The organism is Frigoribacterium sp. Leaf8, from assembly GCF_001421165.1.
Taxonomy (GTDB): Bacteria; Actinomycetota; Actinomycetes; order Actinomycetales; family Microbacteriaceae; genus Frigoribacterium.
This window is the reverse complement of the sequence record NZ_LMKB01000005.1, coordinates 747281-764483: the sequence shown is the minus strand read 5'-3', so window position 1 is coordinate 764483 and position 17203 is coordinate 747281. Positions and strand designations below refer to the sequence as shown.

General features: G+C 70.4%; 14 protein-coding genes and 1 pseudogene. 13 read left to right on the top strand and 2 right to left on the bottom strand.

Features of this window, described 5'->3' with window-relative positions:
- A pseudogene (locus ASL10_RS15565) lies at positions 1 to 729 on the bottom strand (sugar phosphate isomerase/epimerase family protein); the annotation flags it as partial.
- A gap of 83 nt (positions 730 to 812) precedes the next feature.
- Positions 813 to 1853: a magnesium transporter CorA family protein gene (locus tag ASL10_RS08260; protein WP_082460287.1), complete on the bottom strand. Its 1041-nt coding sequence runs from the start codon at positions 1851 to 1853 to the stop codon at positions 813 to 815.
- 18 nt (positions 1854 to 1871) lie between these two features.
- On the opposite strand from ASL10_RS08260, the gene ASL10_RS08255 reads away from it, so the two are divergent.
- From ASL10_RS08255 to ilvC, 13 genes are all read left to right on the top strand, one after another.
- Entirely contained in the window at positions 1872 to 2642 is a 771-nt protein-coding gene (locus tag ASL10_RS08255) for a fructosamine kinase family protein (RefSeq protein ID WP_157485335.1), read from the top strand.
- 108 nt (positions 2643 to 2750) lie between these two features.
- Positions 2751 to 4250 carry an alpha,alpha-trehalose-phosphate synthase (UDP-forming) gene (gene otsA, locus ASL10_RS08250; RefSeq protein ID WP_082460286.1) on the top strand — a complete coding sequence of 500 codons (1500 nt, stop codon included), beginning with the start codon at positions 2751 to 2753 and terminating at the stop codon, positions 4248 to 4250.
- The gene (gene otsB / locus ASL10_RS08245) at positions 4247 to 5026 is read left to right on the top strand and encodes a trehalose-phosphatase (protein ID WP_056046256.1); all 780 of its coding nucleotides are present in this window, start codon (positions 4247 to 4249) and stop codon (positions 5024 to 5026) included. The genes otsA and otsB overlap by 4 nt, the downstream gene beginning before the upstream one ends.
- A 141-nt stretch (positions 5027 to 5167) precedes the next feature.
- Positions 5168 to 8170 (top strand): Na+/H+ antiporter subunit A, encoded by a 3003-nt coding sequence (locus tag ASL10_RS08240; RefSeq protein ID WP_082460285.1) that lies wholly within the window; start codon positions 5168 to 5170, stop codon positions 8168 to 8170.
- Complete coding sequence (locus ASL10_RS08235) at positions 8167 to 8679, top strand: Na(+)/H(+) antiporter subunit C (protein WP_082460284.1); 513 nt, start codon at positions 8167 to 8169, stop codon at positions 8677 to 8679. The genes ASL10_RS08240 and ASL10_RS08235 overlap by 4 nt, the downstream gene beginning before the upstream one ends.
- Positions 8676 to 10313: a Na+/H+ antiporter subunit D gene (locus ASL10_RS08230; RefSeq protein ID WP_082460283.1), complete on the top strand. Its 1638-nt coding sequence runs from the start codon at positions 8676 to 8678 to the stop codon at positions 10311 to 10313. The genes ASL10_RS08235 and ASL10_RS08230 overlap by 4 nt, the downstream gene beginning before the upstream one ends.
- The gene (locus tag ASL10_RS08225; RefSeq protein ID WP_056046254.1) at positions 10310 to 10930 is read left to right on the top strand and encodes a Na+/H+ antiporter subunit E; all 621 of its coding nucleotides are present in this window, start codon (positions 10310 to 10312) and stop codon (positions 10928 to 10930) included. The genes ASL10_RS08230 and ASL10_RS08225 overlap by 4 nt, the downstream gene beginning before the upstream one ends.
- The gene (locus ASL10_RS08220) at positions 10927 to 11190 is read left to right on the top strand and encodes a monovalent cation/H+ antiporter complex subunit F (protein WP_054145652.1); all 264 of its coding nucleotides are present in this window, start codon (positions 10927 to 10929) and stop codon (positions 11188 to 11190) included. The genes ASL10_RS08225 and ASL10_RS08220 overlap by 4 nt, the downstream gene beginning before the upstream one ends.
- Positions 11187 to 11747: a monovalent cation/H(+) antiporter subunit G gene (gene mnhG / locus ASL10_RS08215; protein ID WP_235452595.1), complete on the top strand. Its 561-nt coding sequence runs from the start codon at positions 11187 to 11189 to the stop codon at positions 11745 to 11747. Before ASL10_RS08220 ends, mnhG begins: the two co-directional genes overlap by 4 nt.
- Positions 11748 to 11800: 53 nt before the next feature.
- Positions 11801 to 13513 carry a dihydroxy-acid dehydratase gene (gene ilvD, locus ASL10_RS08210; protein WP_056046252.1) on the top strand — a complete coding sequence of 571 codons (1713 nt, stop codon included), beginning with the start codon at positions 11801 to 11803 and terminating at the stop codon, positions 13511 to 13513.
- 104 nt (positions 13514 to 13617) lie between these two features.
- Positions 13618 to 15510 carry an acetolactate synthase large subunit gene (locus tag ASL10_RS08205; protein ID WP_082460282.1) on the top strand — a complete coding sequence of 631 codons (1893 nt, stop codon included), beginning with the start codon at positions 13618 to 13620 and terminating at the stop codon, positions 15508 to 15510.
- Positions 15507 to 16013: an acetolactate synthase small subunit gene (gene ilvN, locus ASL10_RS08200; protein WP_043593980.1), complete on the top strand. Its 507-nt coding sequence runs from the start codon at positions 15507 to 15509 to the stop codon at positions 16011 to 16013. The genes ASL10_RS08205 and ilvN overlap by 4 nt, the downstream gene beginning before the upstream one ends.
- Positions 16014 to 16085: 72 nt before the next feature.
- The gene (gene ilvC / locus ASL10_RS08195) at positions 16086 to 17111 is read left to right on the top strand and encodes a ketol-acid reductoisomerase (RefSeq protein WP_056046250.1); all 1026 of its coding nucleotides are present in this window, start codon (positions 16086 to 16088) and stop codon (positions 17109 to 17111) included.
- Positions 17112 to 17203: the final 92 nt, after the last annotated feature.

Sequence of the window (17203 nt, the reverse complement as noted above, 5' to 3'; positions counted from 1 at the left end):
GAGCTGGCCGAGCCGCGCCTCCTCGTCCCCGTCGGTGTGCACCTCGGCGGCGACGGTGCCGGCCCACCCCGACCGGGCCAGGTGGGTGAGCACCTCGGCGACCGGCTGCGTGCCGCGACCCGGCACCCGGTGCTGGTCGTGCAGCCCGCCGGGGCGGGACGAGACGACGCCGTCGGTCAGGTGGACGTGGCGCAACCTCGGCCCGAGCGCCAGGGCGAGGTCGAGCGCGTCGCGCCCGGCGACGGCGGCGTGCGAGAAGTCGAGGGTGGCCGCCTCCACGTCGAGGGACGAGGGGTCGTGTCCCGGGCGGTAGGGGTCGAACCCGGCCGGTCCGAACCTCACGGGGAACATGTTCTCGACGGCGAGGGTGACGCCCGTCTCGGTCGCGATCTCGCGGACGACGTCGACGAAGCGCGCCGCGTAGGACCGCTGCCAGACGAACGGCGGATGGACGACGACGGTCGTGGCGCCCAGCTCGCGGGCCAGTCCGGCCGAGCGCCGCAGCTTGTCGACCTGGTCACGACCGAAGGCGAAGTGCGCGACGGGCAGGACGGGGGCGTGCACCGAGAGAACGGGCAGCCCCCACCGGGCGGTCGCCGCACGGAGCAGCTCGGGTCGTCGGGTCGCCCGATCGGCCGTCACCATCACCTCGACCCCGTCGAAGCCGGTGAGCCGCGCGAGCCGGAAGGCCTCGTCGGTCGTCAGCGGGAAGACGCAGGACGTGCTCATTCCGACCGTGATCACGCGGCCAGGCTACGACCGGGGCGTCGCGGCGGCGTCGACACCGCGGTGAACAGTGCGGGAACGGCGGGCTACAGCCAGTCGCGGCGCTTGAACTGCCACCAGAGCAGGCCGCCGATCGCCACGATCAGCACGCACGAGGTGACGAAGCCGGCGGCGGACTGGAACCCCGGATACGGCACGTTCTGCCCGTAGAACCCGGTGATCGCCGTGGGGACCGCGATGATGGCCGCCCAGCTCGTCACCTTCTTCATGATGAGGTTCATGCGGTTGGACTGCAGGTTGAGGTTCGTGTCGAGGATGGTCGAGACGAGGTCGCGCAGGGAGTCGTTCTGCTCGGCCACGCGCAGCACGTGGTCGTAGACGTCCTGGAAGTACGGGTGCATGGCGGAGTCGACCTCCTTCAGGTCGCGGCGCAGCAGCGTGTTCAGCACCTCGCGCATCGGCGACGCGACCCGCCGCAGCTGGACGAGGCTCTTCCGCAGGGCGAACGAGCGCTTCTGCACGTCGATGGTCCGGGGCGCGGGGTCGAAGAGGTCGTCGGCGATGCCCTCGATCTCGTCGTCCAGCGCATCCGTGGCGTCGAAGTGCCGGTCCACGACGCAGTCGAGCAGACCCCAGAGGAAGTACGAGACGCCGTGCGACGCCAGGTCGCGGTTCTGGTCGAAGGTCGCCTGCAGCCGGGTGACGTCGAACTCCGGATGGTGGATCGTCACGAGGGCGCGCTCCGTGATGAACGCCTTCACCTCGCTCGTGTCGAGCACGCCGCTGGCCCGGTCGAAGCGCACGTCGTAGAGAGCGGTGAACAGATGGTTGTCGTAACGGTCGACCTTGGGCCGCTGTCCGTCCTGCAGCGCGTCCTCGACGGCGAGCTCGTGCAGTCCGAGTTCGTCCTCGAGCGAGGCGAGGTCGCCGGCGGTCGGGTCGGTGAGGTCGATCCACACGTGGCAGCCGTCCGTCTCCAGGTGGTCGCTCACCTCGTGCAGCGGGAAGTCGTGGGCGATCAGCTGGCCCCCTCGGTAGGCGCGCGTGACGATGGTCGTGTCGGGACGGGCACCGTCGTCGGCGGGGCCGCGGGGCCCCTCGGTGCGCGGGGGACGGGTGTCGGTCATGGGGCGCATGCTATTCCCGTGACCTCCTACACGAAGCAGCGTGCCGACGCCCCCGCCGGGTTCTTCGAGGCCGAGGCGGCCGGTCTCGCCTGGCTCGCCGAGGCCACGCCCCGAGGAGGCGCGCGCACGGTCGGCGTCCAGGCCGCGTCCCCGGGGCGCATCGACCTCGATCCCGTGCACGAGGTCCGTCCCACGGCGGAGGCCGCACGGGCCTTCGGCGAGGCCCTCGCGGTGACCCACGCGAGCGGCGCGGAGGCGTTCGGTGCGCCTCCTCGGGGGTGGGCGGGGCCGTGCTTCATCGGCAGCCGTCCGATGACGGTGCGACCGAAGGCGACCTGGGGGGTCTTCTACGCCGAGCAGCGGGTCCTGCCCTACGCCCGCGTCGCCGTCCGGGCGGGCGGTCTCGACCGGGCGGGCCTCGAGGTCGTCGAGCGAGCCTGCCGCCTCGTCGCCGAGGGCGCGTTCGACGACGACCTGCCCCCGGCCCGCCTCCACGGGGACCTGTGGGCCGGCAACGTGCTCTTCGACGCCGGGGGAGTCGTGCTCATCGACCCGGCCGCCCACGGCGGTCATCCCGAGACCGACCTGGCGATGCTGGCCCTGTTCGGCTGCCCGCACCTCGAGGACGTGCTGGCGGGCTACCAGGCGCGCTCGCCGCTGGGCGAGGGGTGGCGGGGTCGCGTGCCACTGCACCAGCTCCACCCGTTGGCCGTGCACGCCGCCGGACACGGACCGAGCTACGGGGCGTCCCTCGTGCGGGCCGCCGAGGCGACCCTGCGCCTCGTCTGACGATCGTCCGGGTGGGGTACGCCGGTCGCCAGGAGCCGTCTGGGGCACCGCTGATAATCTGGCCGTCCCGCGTCCGTGCGGGCGATGCGACAGGAGCCGACCCACCCCATGCCCGACACCCCCGAACGTTACGGCTTCGTCGTCGTCTCCAACCGCCTCCCCGTCGACCGGGTCATCGCCGACGACGGGTCGGCGTCGTGGCAGCACTCGCCCGGGGGTCTCGTCACCGCCCTCGAACCCGTCATGAAGGCCAACGACGGGGCGTGGGTGGGCTGGGCGGGCCAACCCGACCTCGAGTTCGAGCCCTTCGAGTCCGACGGCATCGAGATCGTCCCCGTGCCGCTCAGCGCCGACGAGGTGCAGCGCTACTACGAGGGCTTCAGCAACGACACGCTCTGGCCGCTCTACCACGACGTCATCGCCGCCCCGACCTACCACCGGGTCTGGTGGGAGTCCTACGTGCAGGTCAACCAGCGCTTCGCCGACCGCGCGGCCGAGATCACCGAAGAGGGCGGCACCATCTGGGTGCAGGACTACCAGCTGCAACTCGTGCCCAAGATGCTGCGCGAGGCCCGGCCCGACGTCACCATCGGGTTCTTCAACCACATCCCGTTCCCGCCGCTCGGCATCTTCTCGCAGCTGCCCTGGCGGCAGCAGATCGTCGAGGGCCTGCTCGGTGCCGACGTCATCGGCTTCCAGCGGGCGGACGACGCGTCGAACTTCTCCCGCGCCGTCCGCCACCTGCTCGGGTACTCGACGACGCGCCCCTACATCGAGGTCCCGGTCGACGACGAGTCCGCGCCGGTCTCGCGCCGGGGCACCAAGGTCCGTCGGGTGCTGGCGAAGCACTTCCCGATCTCGATCGACGCCGCCAGCTACGAAGAGCTCGCCGCGCGCCCGGACGTGCAGGCCAGGGCGCGCGAGATCCGCGAGGGCCTCGGCAACCCCAAGACGATCATGCTCGGCGTCGACCGTCTCGACTACACGAAGGGCATCCGGCACCGCATGAAGGCGTTCGGCGAGCTGCTCGCCGACGGTCGGCTCAGCGTCGAGGACGCCACGCTCGTGCAGGTCGCGAGCCCGAGCCGTGAGCGGGTCGAGACGTACAAGCTGCTGCGCGACGAGATCGAGCTCTCCGTCGGCCGCGTGAACGGCGACTACGGCACCATGAGCCACACGGCCATCAGCTACCACCACCACGGCTACCCGCGCGAAGAGATGGTGGCGTTGTACCTCGCCGCCGACATCATGCTGGTCACGGCCCTCCGCGACGGCATGAACCTGGTCGCGAAAGAGTACGTGGCGGTGCGGCGCGACAACGACGGCGTGCTCGTGCTGAGCGAGTTCGCCGGCGCGGCCGACGAGCTCAAGAGCGCCCTGCTGATCAACCCGCACGACATCGGCGGCCTCAAGAACACCATCATGCGCGCCGTCGAGATGCCCAAGCGCGACCGCACCACCCGCATGCGGGCCCTGCGCCGTCGCGTCCTCGAGAACGACGTGGCCAAGTGGTCGGCGTCCTTCCTGCAGGCCCTCGAGAACGTGCGACCCGGGCAGCAGATCACGCCCGCCCCGGCCTCGGCGACGACGGACGGTGACGTCTCGTGACCGGTTCCGACCCCCTGGCCCTGAGCGACGCGCTCGGTCGTCTCGCGACGACCCCGCGCCTCCTCGTCGCGCTCGACTTCGACGGCACCCTGGCGCCCGAGGTCGACGCGCCCCTGCGGGCCCGGGCGTTGCCCGCGGCCCTGGACGCGATCATGCGCCTGTCGGCACTCGACCAGACCACCGTCGCCCTCGTGTCCGGGCGCGACCTCGCCTCGTTAATCGAGGTCAGCCAGACCCCCGACGAGGTGCTGTTGGTCGGCTCGCACGGCATCGAGGTGCGGGTCGACGGTCACGAGACCTCGTTGAGCGACGACGAGAAGGCCGGCCGTGCGCGCTTGTCCGATGCCGTCCACGGTGTGGCCGAGGGGCGTGAGGGCGTCTTCGTCGAAGAGAAACCCGCAGGCCTCGCCCTGCACACGCGGCTCGCGGACGCCGCGACCACCGAGGCCGTCCACGCGGCGGCCCGCGAGGCCGTCGAGGCGCTCGGCGGCATGCACGAGCGCGTCGGCAAGAACGTCCTCGAGTTCGCCGTCCGGGCGACCGGCAAGAACGACGGCATCGACCGACTCCGGGAGGCCGTCCAGGCCACGGGCGTCCTCTACGCCGGGGACGACGTCACCGACGAGGACGGCTTCCGGGCACTCGGCGAGGGCGACCTGTCGATCAAGGTCGGCCCGGGCGAGACGGGGGCGATGCATCGCGTCGCCGACCCCGCCGCCGTGGCGGACCTGCTCGTCGAACTGGCCGGCCTGCGTGGGCATCTCGGTCATGCCTGACAGCGCATGCCTTGAACGGGTGTGATGGCCGGGTCTGAGCATTCCCAGGTGACTGCAAGGTAGTCTGGACACCCCGCCGCGACTCCCCGCCGCCGCTCAGCCGAGCCGGTCCGACGAGGTCGCCAGCCGACGGAGGTCCTCGTGATCGTAGTCCTGACAGCGTTCGCCGTGGCGGCCGTCGTCGTGGCCTGCGTCGGCGGACGACTCGGCCGTTCGCTCTTCCTCTGGGCGTCCGTCGTCCCCTTCGCCGCCTTCGCCTTCACGGCCCTCCAGGGGCCCGCCGTGTTGTCGGGCGAGGTGCCCACCGAGGCCGTGCCGTGGATTCCGCAGCTCGCCATCTCGCTCACCCTGCGCATGGACGTCCTCGCCTGGGTCCTCGCGCTCGTCGTCACGGGCATCGGCGGCCTCGTGCTCGTCTACTGTGCGCGCTACTTCGAGCGGGACGAGGCCGGTCGGGCACGCTTCGCCGCCGTGCTGGTGGCCTTCGCCGGAGCGATGTACGGCCTCGTCACGAGCGACGACGTGTTCGTCCTGTTCGTCTTCTGGGAGGCCACGAGCGTCTTCTCGTACCTGTTGATCGGGCACTACACGGCGAAGCAGGCCAGCCGCGGGGCCGCGTTGCAGGCGCTCATCGTGACGACCGCGGGCGGGCTCGCGATGCTCGTCGGCCTCGTGATCCTCGCCGTCCAGGGCGGCACGAGCTCGTTGTCCCAGCTCGTCGAGCAGCCACCCACCGGGACGGTCGTCACGGTCGCCGTCGTGCTCGTACTCGTCGGGGCGCTGTCGAAGTCGGCACTCGTGCCGTTCCACTTCTGGCTCCCGGCCGCGATGGCGGCTCCGACGCCGGTCAGTGCCTACCTGCACGCCGCCGCGATGGTCAAGGCCGGCATCTACCTCGTCGCCCGTCTCGCCCCCGGCTACCACGACCAGCCCGGCTGGCAAGAGATCGTCGTCACCGTCGGGGTGGTCACGATGGTCCTCGGCGGGTACCGCGCGCTCCGTCAGCACGACCTCAAGCTCGTCCTGGCCTACGGCACGGTGAGCCAACTCGGCTTCCTGACGATCGTGGTGGGGTTCGGCACCCGCGACGCGGCCCTCGCCGGGCTCGCCCTGCTGGTCGCCCACGCCCTGTTCAAGTCGACGCTCTTCCTCGTGGTGGGGGTCATCGACCACCGGGCGGGCACGCGAGACCTGCGCAAGCTCTGCGGGCTCGGTCGTCAGGCTCCCGTCCTCCTCGTGGTGACGCTCCTCGCCCTCGCCTCGATGGCCGGCGTGCCGCCGACCTTCGGCTTCGTCGCGAAGGAGGCCGTGCTCACGGCCCTCTACGACGACGCCGTGACCGGGTCGGCCTGGGGCGTCGTCGCCCTGGTCGGCGTCGTCGTCGGGTCGATCCTGACCACCGCCTACAGCCTGCGCTTCCTCTGGGGGGCCTTCGGTCGCAAGAAGGGCGTCGAGCCGGTCGACTTCGTCCGTGAGCACGTCGACTTCCTGGCGTCGCCGATCGTCCTGGCCGTCGCCGGCCTGGTGCTCGGCCTCGTCTCGTACCAGGTCGGTCCGGTCTTCGCTCGTTATGCCGACACGCTCCCCTCGGCCCCGGGCGAGCACGGCCCCTACTACCTGGCGCTCTGGCACGGTCTCGAGCCCGCGCTCGGCTTCACGGCGGTCTCGCTCGGGGTCGGGGCCCTCCTCTTCTGGCAGCGCGACCGGGTGTCGCAGGTGCAGAAGGCCGTCTCGTTCCTGCCCCGCGCCTCCGACGGGTACGTGCGGATCATGGCGACCATCGACCGGACGGCGTCGCGGACGACCGCGACGACGCAGCGCGGTTCGTTGCCCTTCTACCTCGCCACCATCCTCGTCGTGTTCATCGCCTCGTCGGTGGTGACGCTGGCGCTCAACAGCGATTGGCCGACCACCGCCGTGCTCTGGGACTACCCGGCGCAGCTGGCCATCGGCGGGTTGATGATCATCGGCGCCATCGCGTCGGCGCTCTCCAACAAGAGATTCCAGGCCGTCGTCCTGGTCGGGGTGACCGGCTACGGCATGGCCGCGCTCTTCGCGCTGCACGGGGCCCCCGACCTGGCCCTGACGCAGGCGCTGATCGAGACCATCACACTCATCGCGTTCGTCCTCGTGCTGCGTCGGCTGCCGGCCCGTCTGGGCGAGCGAAACGGCCGCACCCACCGGGCGATCCGGGCCGTCATCGGCATCTCGGTCGGGTCCGTCATGGCCGCCATCGCCGTGGTCGCCCTGGGGGCACGCTCGATCCCCACGGTCTCCGGCGCCTTCCCCGACCTCGCCGTCGACGGCGGTCACGGCCGCAACGTCGTCAACGTGACGCTCGTCGACATCCGCGGATGGGACACCATGGGCGAGATCGCGGTCCTCATCGTCGCCGCGACCGGTGTCGCGAGCCTGGTCTTCCTGACCTCCCGCGCCGACGTCCTGCCCCGGCCCGAGCGGCGCACGCGTGCCCAGCGGTTCCTGGCACGGGTCCGGCCCGTGCGCGAGCCGGCACCCGTCGTGCCCGTCGGTGGGGCGACGGCGCAGATCGGCGACAGCACCGAGGGCGACCGCCGCGCCTGGTTGCTGGCCGGGCGCAAACTCGCCCCGCAGAACCGGTCGATCCTGCTCGAGGTGGTCGTGCGCCTGATCTTCCACGCCATCATCGTCGTCTCGATCTACCTGCTCTTCGCCGGTCACAACCTGCCCGGCGGCGGCTTCGCCGGCGGTCTGGTGGCGGGTTTCGCCTTCGTGGCCCGGTACCTCGCGGGCGGTCGGTACGAACTCGGTGCGGCCGCACCCCTCGATGCCGGCAAGCTCCTCGGTGCCGGTCTCCTGACGGTCGCCGCGACGGCACTCGTCCCGCTCTTCTTCGGCGTCGACGCCCTGACCTCGACCTGGGTCGAGGCCGAGGTGCCGTTGCTCGGCCACGTCGAGTTCGTCACGTCGACCTTCTTCGACGTCGGCGTCTACCTGGTCGTCGTCGGGCTCGTCCTCGACGTGCTCCGGAGCCTCGGAGCCGAGGTCGACCGTCAAGAAGAAGAGGACGCGTTCGGCCACCCGAACGAGGTGTCCGAACCCGAAGAGGAGGCGCTCCCCGTGTCCGTCGCCGGTACGCCCCCGACCGAGCGGGGCCGCGCATGAGCGTCTCCCTCGTCCTGATCGTCGTCATGGCCGCGCTGTACGCCTGCGGCGTCTACCTGCTGCTCGAGCGCAGCATGACCCGTGTGCTGCTGGGTTTCCTGCTCGTCGGGAACGCCACCAACATCCTCATCCTCCTCATGTCCGGCCGACGCGGCGCGGCCCCCGTGGTCGACGGCCAGGCCGATCCGACCGACTTCGCCGACCCGCTGCCGCAGGCGTTCGTGCTGACGGCCATCGTCATCACCTTCGGCATCTCGGCCTTCATGCTCGCGTTGATCTACCGGTCGTGGCGGCTGGCCCAGGGCGACACCCTCGCGGACGACGCCGAAGACCTCGAGATCGGGCGTCGCGGCGTCCCGGCCGAAGAAGAGTCCGAACAGGGCGACGGTGACGACGAGGCGGGTGGCGACAGCGAGTTCGGCAGCCGTGCCGAAGCGGCCGTGCCGACGGACGACCGGCCGCTGCGCGACGACCGGCCTCACCACGACGAGAAAGGGCACCGAGCATGAACCCCAGCTACCTCGTGCCGCTCGTCGTCCTCATCCCGCTGCTCGGAGCCGCGGCGGCCCTGATCGCCGGTCGGCGGCCCCGCTCGCAGGCCGTGGTCTCGATCGTCGCCCTGGCGCTCGTCGTCGTCATCAGCCTGGTGCTGCTCGTGGTCGTCGACACGCACGGAGCGATCGCCGTGCAGGTGGGCGGTTGGCAGGCGCCGTTCGGCATCACGCTCGTCGTCGACCGACTCGCGGCGCTCATGCTCAGCATCTCGTCGATCGTCCTGCTGGCCGTCTTCGTGTTCTCTGTCGGGCAGGGCCAGGCCGACGGCGACGGCGAGGCCCCGGTCTCGATCTACAACCCGACCTACCTCATCCTCGCCACGGGCGTGTTCAACGCCTTCATCGCGGGTGACCTCTTCAACCTCTACGTGGGCTTCGAGATCCTCCTGGTGGCCAGCTACGTGCTGATCACCCTCGGCGGCACCGAGCAGCGCATCCGGGCCGGCGTGGTCTACATCGTCGTCAGCCTGGTGTCGTCCGTCCTGTTCCTCGCCTCCATCGCGATGATCTACGGAGCGCTCGGCACGGTCAACATCGCCGACATCGCCCAGAAGATGGACACCATCCCGCCCGACGTGCAGACGATCATCCACGTCATGCTGCTCACGGCGTTCGGCATCAAGGCGGCGATCTTCCCGCTGTCGTTCTGGCTGCCCGACTCGTACCCGACCGCTCCCGCCCCCGTCACCGCCGTGTTCGCCGGCCTGCTGACCAAGGTGGGCGTCTACGCCATCATCCGCACCGAGACGGTGCTGTTCGTCGAGAGCAACGTCAACGTCTACCTGCTGATCATCGCGTTGCTGACGATGATCGTGGGCATCCTCGGGGCCGTGGCCCAGGCCGACATCAAGCGTCTGCTCTCGTTCACCCTGGTCAGCCACATCGGCTACATGATCTTCGGCATCGCACTCGGGACCGTCGAGGGCCTGGCCGCCACGATCTACTACGTCGTGCACCACATCACGGTCCAGACCACGCTCTTCCTCGGGGCGGGCCTGATCGAACGGCGAGGCGGCACGGCGTCGATCACCCGCCTGGGCGGTCTCCTCAAGGCGGCACCGATCGTCGCCGTCCTCTTCTTCATCCCGGCCCTCAACCTGGGCGGCATCCCGCCGTTCTCCGGTTTCATCGGCAAGGTCGCGCTCTTCGAGGCCGGTGCCCGGCTCGACGATCCCCTCGTGTACGTCCTCATCGGAGCCGGGGCCCTCACGTCGCTGCTGACGCTCTACGCGCTCATGCGTGCCTGGAACCTCGCGTTCTGGCGCCCGAAGGCCGATGTCGACGACCACGAGTCGCCCTTCACCGAGCACCTCGAGGAGGCCCCGGGTCGGGTGGCCGTCCAGCGACGTCGCACCAACCCCCGCACCATGGTGGGCGCGACCGCGGGCATGGTGCTCGTCTCGCTCGCCCTGACCTTCGCTGCCGGCCCGCTCTACGGCGTCGCCGAACGTGCGGCCGGCCGGGTCTACGGCTCGAACGACTACGTGCAGACGGTCTTCCCGGGCGGTCAGGGCGAGACGACGTCCGACCCGTCGTCGCCCGAGCCCGAACCCGCCTCGGACTCCGCAGACGAGGGGAGCACCCCGTGACCGGCCGTCCCACCCGCGGCGAGGTCGGCCGCAGCCTCGCCCGGCAGCTCCCCCTGCTCGTCGGACTGGTCGTCCTCTGGATGGCCTTGTGGAACCAGTTCACCGTCCTGGCCTTCGTCACCGGCGTCGCCGTGGCGCTGCTCGTGACCCGGGTGTTCTTCCTGCCCCCGGTCGAACTGAGCGGCCGGTTCAACCTCTGGTACGCCGTGGTCTTCCTGGCGCACTTCGTGGTCGACCTGGTGCGCGCCTCCGTCATCGTCGCCTGGCAGGCCGTCCGACCTCGCGGCGTGACCTCGAACGCGATCGTCGCGGTGCAGCTGCACACGAGGTCGGACTTCATCATGACCCTCGTCGCCGAGGCGATCTCGCTCGTCCCCGGGTCGCTCGTGGTCGAGGCCGACCGCGAGCGGTCGATCCTCTACCTGCACGCGCTCGCGGTCGAGGACCTCGCCGGTGTCGAGGGCGTCCGCGACGGCGTCCTGGTCGTCGAGGCCCGCCTCGTCCGGGTGCTCGGCAGCGACGACGACCGCCGTCGCATCGCGGAGGGCACCCCGGCCGCGGCCGAGGTCCACGAAGCGGTCAGCCGTTCCTCGTCCCACGAAGGAGGTCCCTCGTGACCGTCGTCGCCTACGTCGTCGGAGCGCTCTTCGCGTTCGCCGGCCTCGCGTCGGTCATCCGCATCGTGCGGGGGCCGTCCATCCTCGACCGCATGATCGCGTCCGACATGCTGCTGACCACCCTGATCTGCGTCCTCGCCGCCGACATGGTGTTCAACGGCCACACCCGGACCATCCCGGTCATCCTCGCCCTCGCGCTGACGGCCGTCCTCGGCTCCATCACGGTCGCGCGCTACGTCTCGAAGCAGGATCCCTCGTGATCCCCGAGACGGTCTACGACGTGGCGGCCTCGGTCATGCTCATCGGCGGGGCACTGCTCTCGGTCGCGGCGGGCATCGGCCTCCTGAGGTTCCCCGACGCCCTGTCGCGCATGCACGCCGCGACCAAGCCGCAGATCTTCGGCCTCATCCTGGTCCTGGCGGCGATCGCGCTCGACCAGCACACCGTGGGGACGATCGCGTCCCTGCTCGTCGTCCTCGTCTTCCAGATGCTCACCGCACCCATCTCGGCGCACATGATCGGTCGGGCGGGGTACCGCAACGGCGACCTCCTGCGCGATCGGTTGGTCGTGGACGAACTCGACGACGCCGTGGCCCGGGCGGCCGGCGAGATCGCCGAGACGACCGAGGGCGACGTCGCCGATCTCGACGTGTCCGACCTGCCCGTCGGGTCGGCCGACGCGTTGGCCGTCGAGATGGACCGGGTCGGGGACTCGTCCGGGCTCGACGACAGGGAGGGTGACGACGACGCCCGCGACCACGAGGGTCGGCGGACGCGGTCGACCGGAGACGCCGCGGGGGAGCCGGGCGAGCTCTGAGGCCGTCGGCGACGGTGGACGGCACGAGCGCGGTCACGCCCTAAACTCGACCCATGCCAGAGAAGCCCACCCCGGACGGGATCGACATCAAACCCCGCAGCCGCGTCGTCACCGACGGCGTCGAGGCCACCACGTCGCGAGGCATGCTCCGTGCCGTCGGCATGGGCGACGAGGACTGGAGCAAGCCCCAGATCGGCATCGCCAGCAGCTGGAACGAGATCACCCCCTGCAACCTGTCGCTCGACCGTCTGGCCCAGGGTGCCAAGGAAGGCGTCCACGCCGGGGGAGGGTACCCGCTCCAGTTCGGCACCGTCTCGGTGTCCGACGGCATCTCGATGGGCCACGAGGGCATGCACTTTTCGCTGGTCTCACGCGAGGTGATCGCCGACAGCGTCGAGGTCGTCATGAACGCCGAGCGGCTCGACGGGTCGGTGTTGCTCGCCGGTTGCGACAAGTCGCTGCCCGGCATGCTGATGGCCGCCGCCCGGCTCGACCTCGCCAGCGTCTTCCTCTACGCCGGCAGCGTCGCCCCCGGTTGGGTCAAGCTCAGCGACGGCACCGAGAAGAACGTCACGATCATCGACTCGTTCGAGGCCGTGGGCGCCTACAAGGCCGGCAACATGAGCGACGACGACCTGAAGGCGATCGAGTGCGCCATCGTGCCGGGCGAGGGCGCCTGTGGCGGGATGTACACGGCCAACACCATGGCCAGCGTCGCCGAGGCCCTCGGCATGAGCCTCCCCGGTTCGGCGGCCCCGCCGTCGGCCGACCGCCGCCGCGACTACTTCGCCCACCGTTCGGGCGAGGCCGTCGTCGAGATGCTCCGTCAGGGCATCACGACGCGCGACATCCTCACCAAGAAGGCGTTCGAGAACGCCATCGCCGTGGCCATGGCCTTCGGTGGCTCGACCAACGTCGTGTTGCACCTGCTCGCCATCGCGTACGAGGCCGAGGTCGACCTGACCATCGACGACTTCAACCGCATCGGCGACAAGGTGCCGCACATCGGCGACCTCAAGCCCTTCGGCAAGTACGTCATGAACGACGTCGACCGCATGGGTGGCGTCCCCGTCGTCATGAAGGCGCTGCTCGACGCGGGTCTGCTGCACGGCGACTGCCTCACCGTCACCGGCAAGACCGTCGCCGAGAACCTCGAGTCCATCAAGCCGAAGCCGCTCGACGGCGAGGTGCTGCGGACGCTCGACAACCCGATCCACGCGACCGGCGGCCTCACCGTCCTCAGCGGCTCGATGGCCCCCGAGGGCGCCGTCGTCAAGACGGCGGGCTTCGACGCGTCGGTGTTCGAGGGGCCGGCGAAGGTCTTCGAACGCGAACGTGGCGCCATGGACGCCCTCACCGAGGGGCGCATCGAGTCCGGCGACGTGGTCGTCATCCGCTACGAGGGCCCCAAGGGCGGCCCGGGCATGCGCGAGATGCTCGCCATCACCGCGGCCATCAAGGGCGCAGGGCTCGGCAAAGATGTACTACTGTTGACGGACGGACGATTCTCAGGCGGCACAACCGGCCTGTGCATCGGCCACATAGCACCCGAAGCGGTCGACTCCGGTCCGATCGCCTTCGTGCGCGATGGTGACTTGATTCGGGTCGACATCGCCGCTCGCTCGATCGACCTACTCGTCGACGCCGCAGAGCTGGAAGCCCGCCGAGACGGCTGGGCACCGCTTCCCCCGCGCTACACCCGCGGTGTCCTCGCGAAGTACGCACGCCAGGTCCGCTCCGCGGCCGAGGGCGCCGTCACCTACTGACGCGTCCCACCGCCGGTCGAGCCGTCGCGACGTCGCACCCCGTGCACGGCCGCGTCCCGCACCGTCACCATCGATCACCGACCACGAACAGGGAACCGGCACTGATGCCTGCAGAGTCCACCCCCACGCCCGGCACCGCGACGCGGACGGCCCGGCCGAGCGCCGGCGCGTCCGTCGGGGCGCCGACCGCGCCTCCCGTGCTGACCGGGTCGGGCGCCATCCTCAAGTCGCTCGAGCACCTGGGCGTCACCGACGTCTTCGGGTTGCCCGGCGGAGCCATCATCCCGTTCTACGACGAGTTGATGGCCTCGACGGCGATCCGACACATCCTGGTCCGCCACGAGCAGGGCGCCGGGCACGCCGCCGAGGGCTACGCCGCCGCGTCCGGTCGCGTCGGCGTCGCGATCGCGACGTCCGGCCCCGGCGCGACGAACCTCGTCACGGCGATCGCGGACGCCTACATGGACAGCATGCCGCTGCTGGCCATCACCGGGCAGGTCTTCTCGACCCTCATGGGCACCGACGCCTTCCAGGAGGCCGACATCGTCGGCATCACGATGCCGATCACGAAGCACTCGTTCCTGGTGACCAAGCCCGAGGACATCCCGGCGACGCTCGCCGCCGCGTACCAGATCGCGAGCACGGGGCGTCCCGGCCCGGTGCTCGTCGACATCACGAAGGACGCGCAGCAGAACAGCGCACCCTTCATCTGGCCGCCCGTCGTCGACCTGCCGGGCTACCGACCGGTGACGAGGGCGCACGGCAAGCAGATCACCGCCGCGGCCCAGATGATCGCCGACGCCAAGCAACCCGTCTTCTACGTCGGCGGCGGCGTGATCCGCGCCGGGGCGTCGGCCGAGCTCAAGGCCCTCGTCGAGCTCACCGGGGCTCCCGTCGTCACCACCCTGATGGCCCGCGGTGCGTTCCCCGACACCCACCCGCAACACCTCGGGATGCCCGGCATGCACGGCACGGTGCCGGCCGTGCTGGGACTCCAGGAGAGCGACCTCATCATCGCCCTCGGCGCGCGCTTCGACGACCGGGTGACCGGCAAGGCCGAGCTCTTCGCGCCCGGTGCCAAGGTCGTCCACGTCGACATCGACCCCGCCGAGATCTCGAAGATCCGCATCGCCGACGTGCCCATCGTGGGTGACGCCAAGGTCGTCATCCCCGACCTCACGAGCGCGTTCGCCGAGGTCACGGGTGGGGTCAAGCCCGACATCGCGGCGTGGTGGGAGCACCTCGAGGGTCTTCGCGAACAGTTCCCGCTCGGCTACACCCAGCCCGACGACGGCCTGCTGTCACCCCAGGCGATCATCCAGCGCATCGGGCAGCTCTCCGGCCCCGAGGCGATCTACGCCTCCGGCGTCGGCCAGCACCAGATGTGGGCGGCCCAGTTCATCGAGTACGAGCGCCCGCACGCCTGGCTCAACTCCGGAGGCGCGGGCACGATGGGCTATTCGGTCCCGGCCGCCATGGGGGCCAAGGTCGCCCAGCCCGACCGCGTGGTGTGGGCCATCGACGGCGACGGCTGCTTCCAGATGACCAACCAGGAGTTGGCCACCTGCGTCATCAACGACATCCCGATCAAGGTCGCGATCATCAACAACTCGTCGCTCGGCATGGTGCGGCAGTGGCAGACGCTCTTCTACGAGGGGCGCCACTCGTTCACCGACCTCAACACGGGTCACGAGACGCGCATGGTGCCGGACTTCGTCAAGCTCGCCGACGCCTACGGCGCCCTGGGCATCCGGGTCCGCACCGAGGACGAGGTCGACGCGGCCATCGAGCTCGCCCTCGCGACCAACGACCGCCCGGTCGTCATCGACTTCGTCGTCAGCCGCGACGCGATGGTCTGGCCGATGGTGCCGCAGGGGGTCTCGAACTCCGAGATCCAGCACGCCCGCGCCCTCGCTCCCGAGTGGGACGACGAGGCGCCGGGCACGAGCGCCTCCGACACCACCCGCGACGGCGACATGACCGGAGAACACGCATGAGCCACGTCCTGTCCCTGCTCGTCGAAGACAAGCCGGGTCTGCTGACCCGTGTCGCCGGCCTCTTCGCCCGGCGCGGCTTCAACATCGAGAGCCTCGCCGTCGGCAAGAGCGAGGTCGAGGGGCTGAGCCGCATCACGGTCGTCGTCGACGTCGAAGAACTGCCGCTCGAGCAGGTCACCAAGCAGCTGAACAAGCTCATCAACGTGATCAAGATCGTCGAGCTGGACTACTCGCAGTCCGTGCAGCGCGAGCACCTGCTGATCAAGGTGCGCGTCGACAACACGACCCGCTCGCAGGTGCTCGAGGCCGTCACCCTCTTCCGCGCCTCGGTGGTCGACGTGTCGACCGACGCCCTCGTCATCGAGGTCACGGGCGACACCGGCAAGACGACGGCGCTGCTCCGCGTGCTCGAGCCCTACGGCATCAAGGAGATCTCGCAGTCGGGCCTGTTGGCCATCGGCCGCGGCGCGAAGTCGATCACCGACCGCGTCTTCAAGAACTGAACCCGCGAGGGGTCGCGCACCGCGCCTCCTCGCCCCGACACCCCACCGTCACCACCCAAGGAGAACCACACCGTGACTGAAATCGTCTACGACAACGACGCCGACCTGTCGATCATCCAGGGCAAGAAGGTCGCCGTCATCGGCTACGGCTCGCAGGGCCACGCCCACGCGCTGAACCTCCGCGACTCGGGCGTCGAGGTCGTCGTCGGCCTCAAGGAGGGCTCGAAGAGCCGCGCCAAGGCCGAGGAGGCCGGCTTCACGGTGCAGACGCCCGCCGAGGCCTCGGCCTGGGGCGACGTCATCGTGATCCTCGCGCCCGACCAGGTCCAGCGTCACGTGTACGCCGACGACATCGCGCCGAACCTCGCCGACGGCAAGGCCCTGGTCTTCGGCCACGGCTTCAACATCCGGTTCGGCTACATCGAGGCGCCCGAGGGCGTCGACGTGGTCCTCGTCGCCCCCAAGGGCCCCGGCCACACCGTCCGTCGCGAGTTCGAGGCCGGCCGCGGCGTGCCCGTCATCGTCGCCGTCGAGAAGGACGCCTCCGGCGCCGCGTGGGATCTCGCCTGGTCGTACTCCAAGGGCATCGGCGGCCTGCGTGCCGGCGGCATCAAGACCACCTTCACCGAAGAGACCGAGACCGACCTCTTCGGCGAGCAGGCCGTGCTCTGCGGCGGGACCTCGCAGCTGATCCAGTACGGCTTCGAGACCCTGACCGAGGCCGGCTACCAGCCGCAGATCGCCTACTTCGAGGTGCTGCACGAGCTCAAGCTGATCGTCGACCTGATCTGGGAGGGCGGCCTGGCCAAGCAGCGCTGGAGCGTCTCCGACACGGCCGAGTACGGCGACTACGTCTCGGGCCCTCGCGTCATCACCCCCGACGTCAAGGACAACATGAAGGCCGTGCTCGCCGACATCCAGTCGGGCGCCTTCGCGAAGCGCTTCATCGAGGACCAGGACGCCGGCGCGCCCGAGTTCACGGAGCTCCGCAAGAAGGGCGAGGAGCACCCGATCGAGGCCACCGGCCAAGAGCTGCGTGCCCTGTTCGCCTGGAAGCAGCAGGACTCCGACTACGTCGACGGCAGCGCTGCGCGCTGACCTCGACGCAGCACCGGAACCACCCGAGAGGGCCCCGCACCACCCGGTGCGGGGCCCTCTCGCCGTCCGCCGGCGCGGTGACGTCGTGGCAT

Excerpts from the sequence above, each read along its gene's own strand:
- ASL10_RS08205 (WP_082460282.1), top strand. The coding sequence starts at position 13,618 with ATGCCTGCAGAGTCCACCCCCACGCCCGGCACCGCGACGCGGACGGCC.
- ASL10_RS08230 (WP_082460283.1), top strand. The coding sequence starts at position 8,676 with ATGAACCCCAGCTACCTCGTGCCGCTCGTCGTCCTCATCCCGCTGCTC.
- ilvD (WP_056046252.1), top strand. The coding sequence starts at position 11,801 with ATGCCAGAGAAGCCCACCCCGGACGGGATCGACATCAAACCCCGCAGC.
- ASL10_RS08260 (WP_082460287.1), bottom strand. The coding sequence starts at position 1,853 with ATGACCGACACCCGTCCCCCGCGCACCGAGGGGCCCCGCGGCCCCGCC.
- ilvN (WP_043593980.1), top strand. The coding sequence starts at position 15,507 with ATGAGCCACGTCCTGTCCCTGCTCGTCGAAGACAAGCCGGGTCTGCTG.
- ASL10_RS08235 (WP_082460284.1), top strand. The coding sequence starts at position 8,167 with ATGAGCGTCTCCCTCGTCCTGATCGTCGTCATGGCCGCGCTGTACGCC.
- otsA (WP_082460286.1), top strand. The coding sequence starts at position 2,751 with ATGCCCGACACCCCCGAACGTTACGGCTTCGTCGTCGTCTCCAACCGC.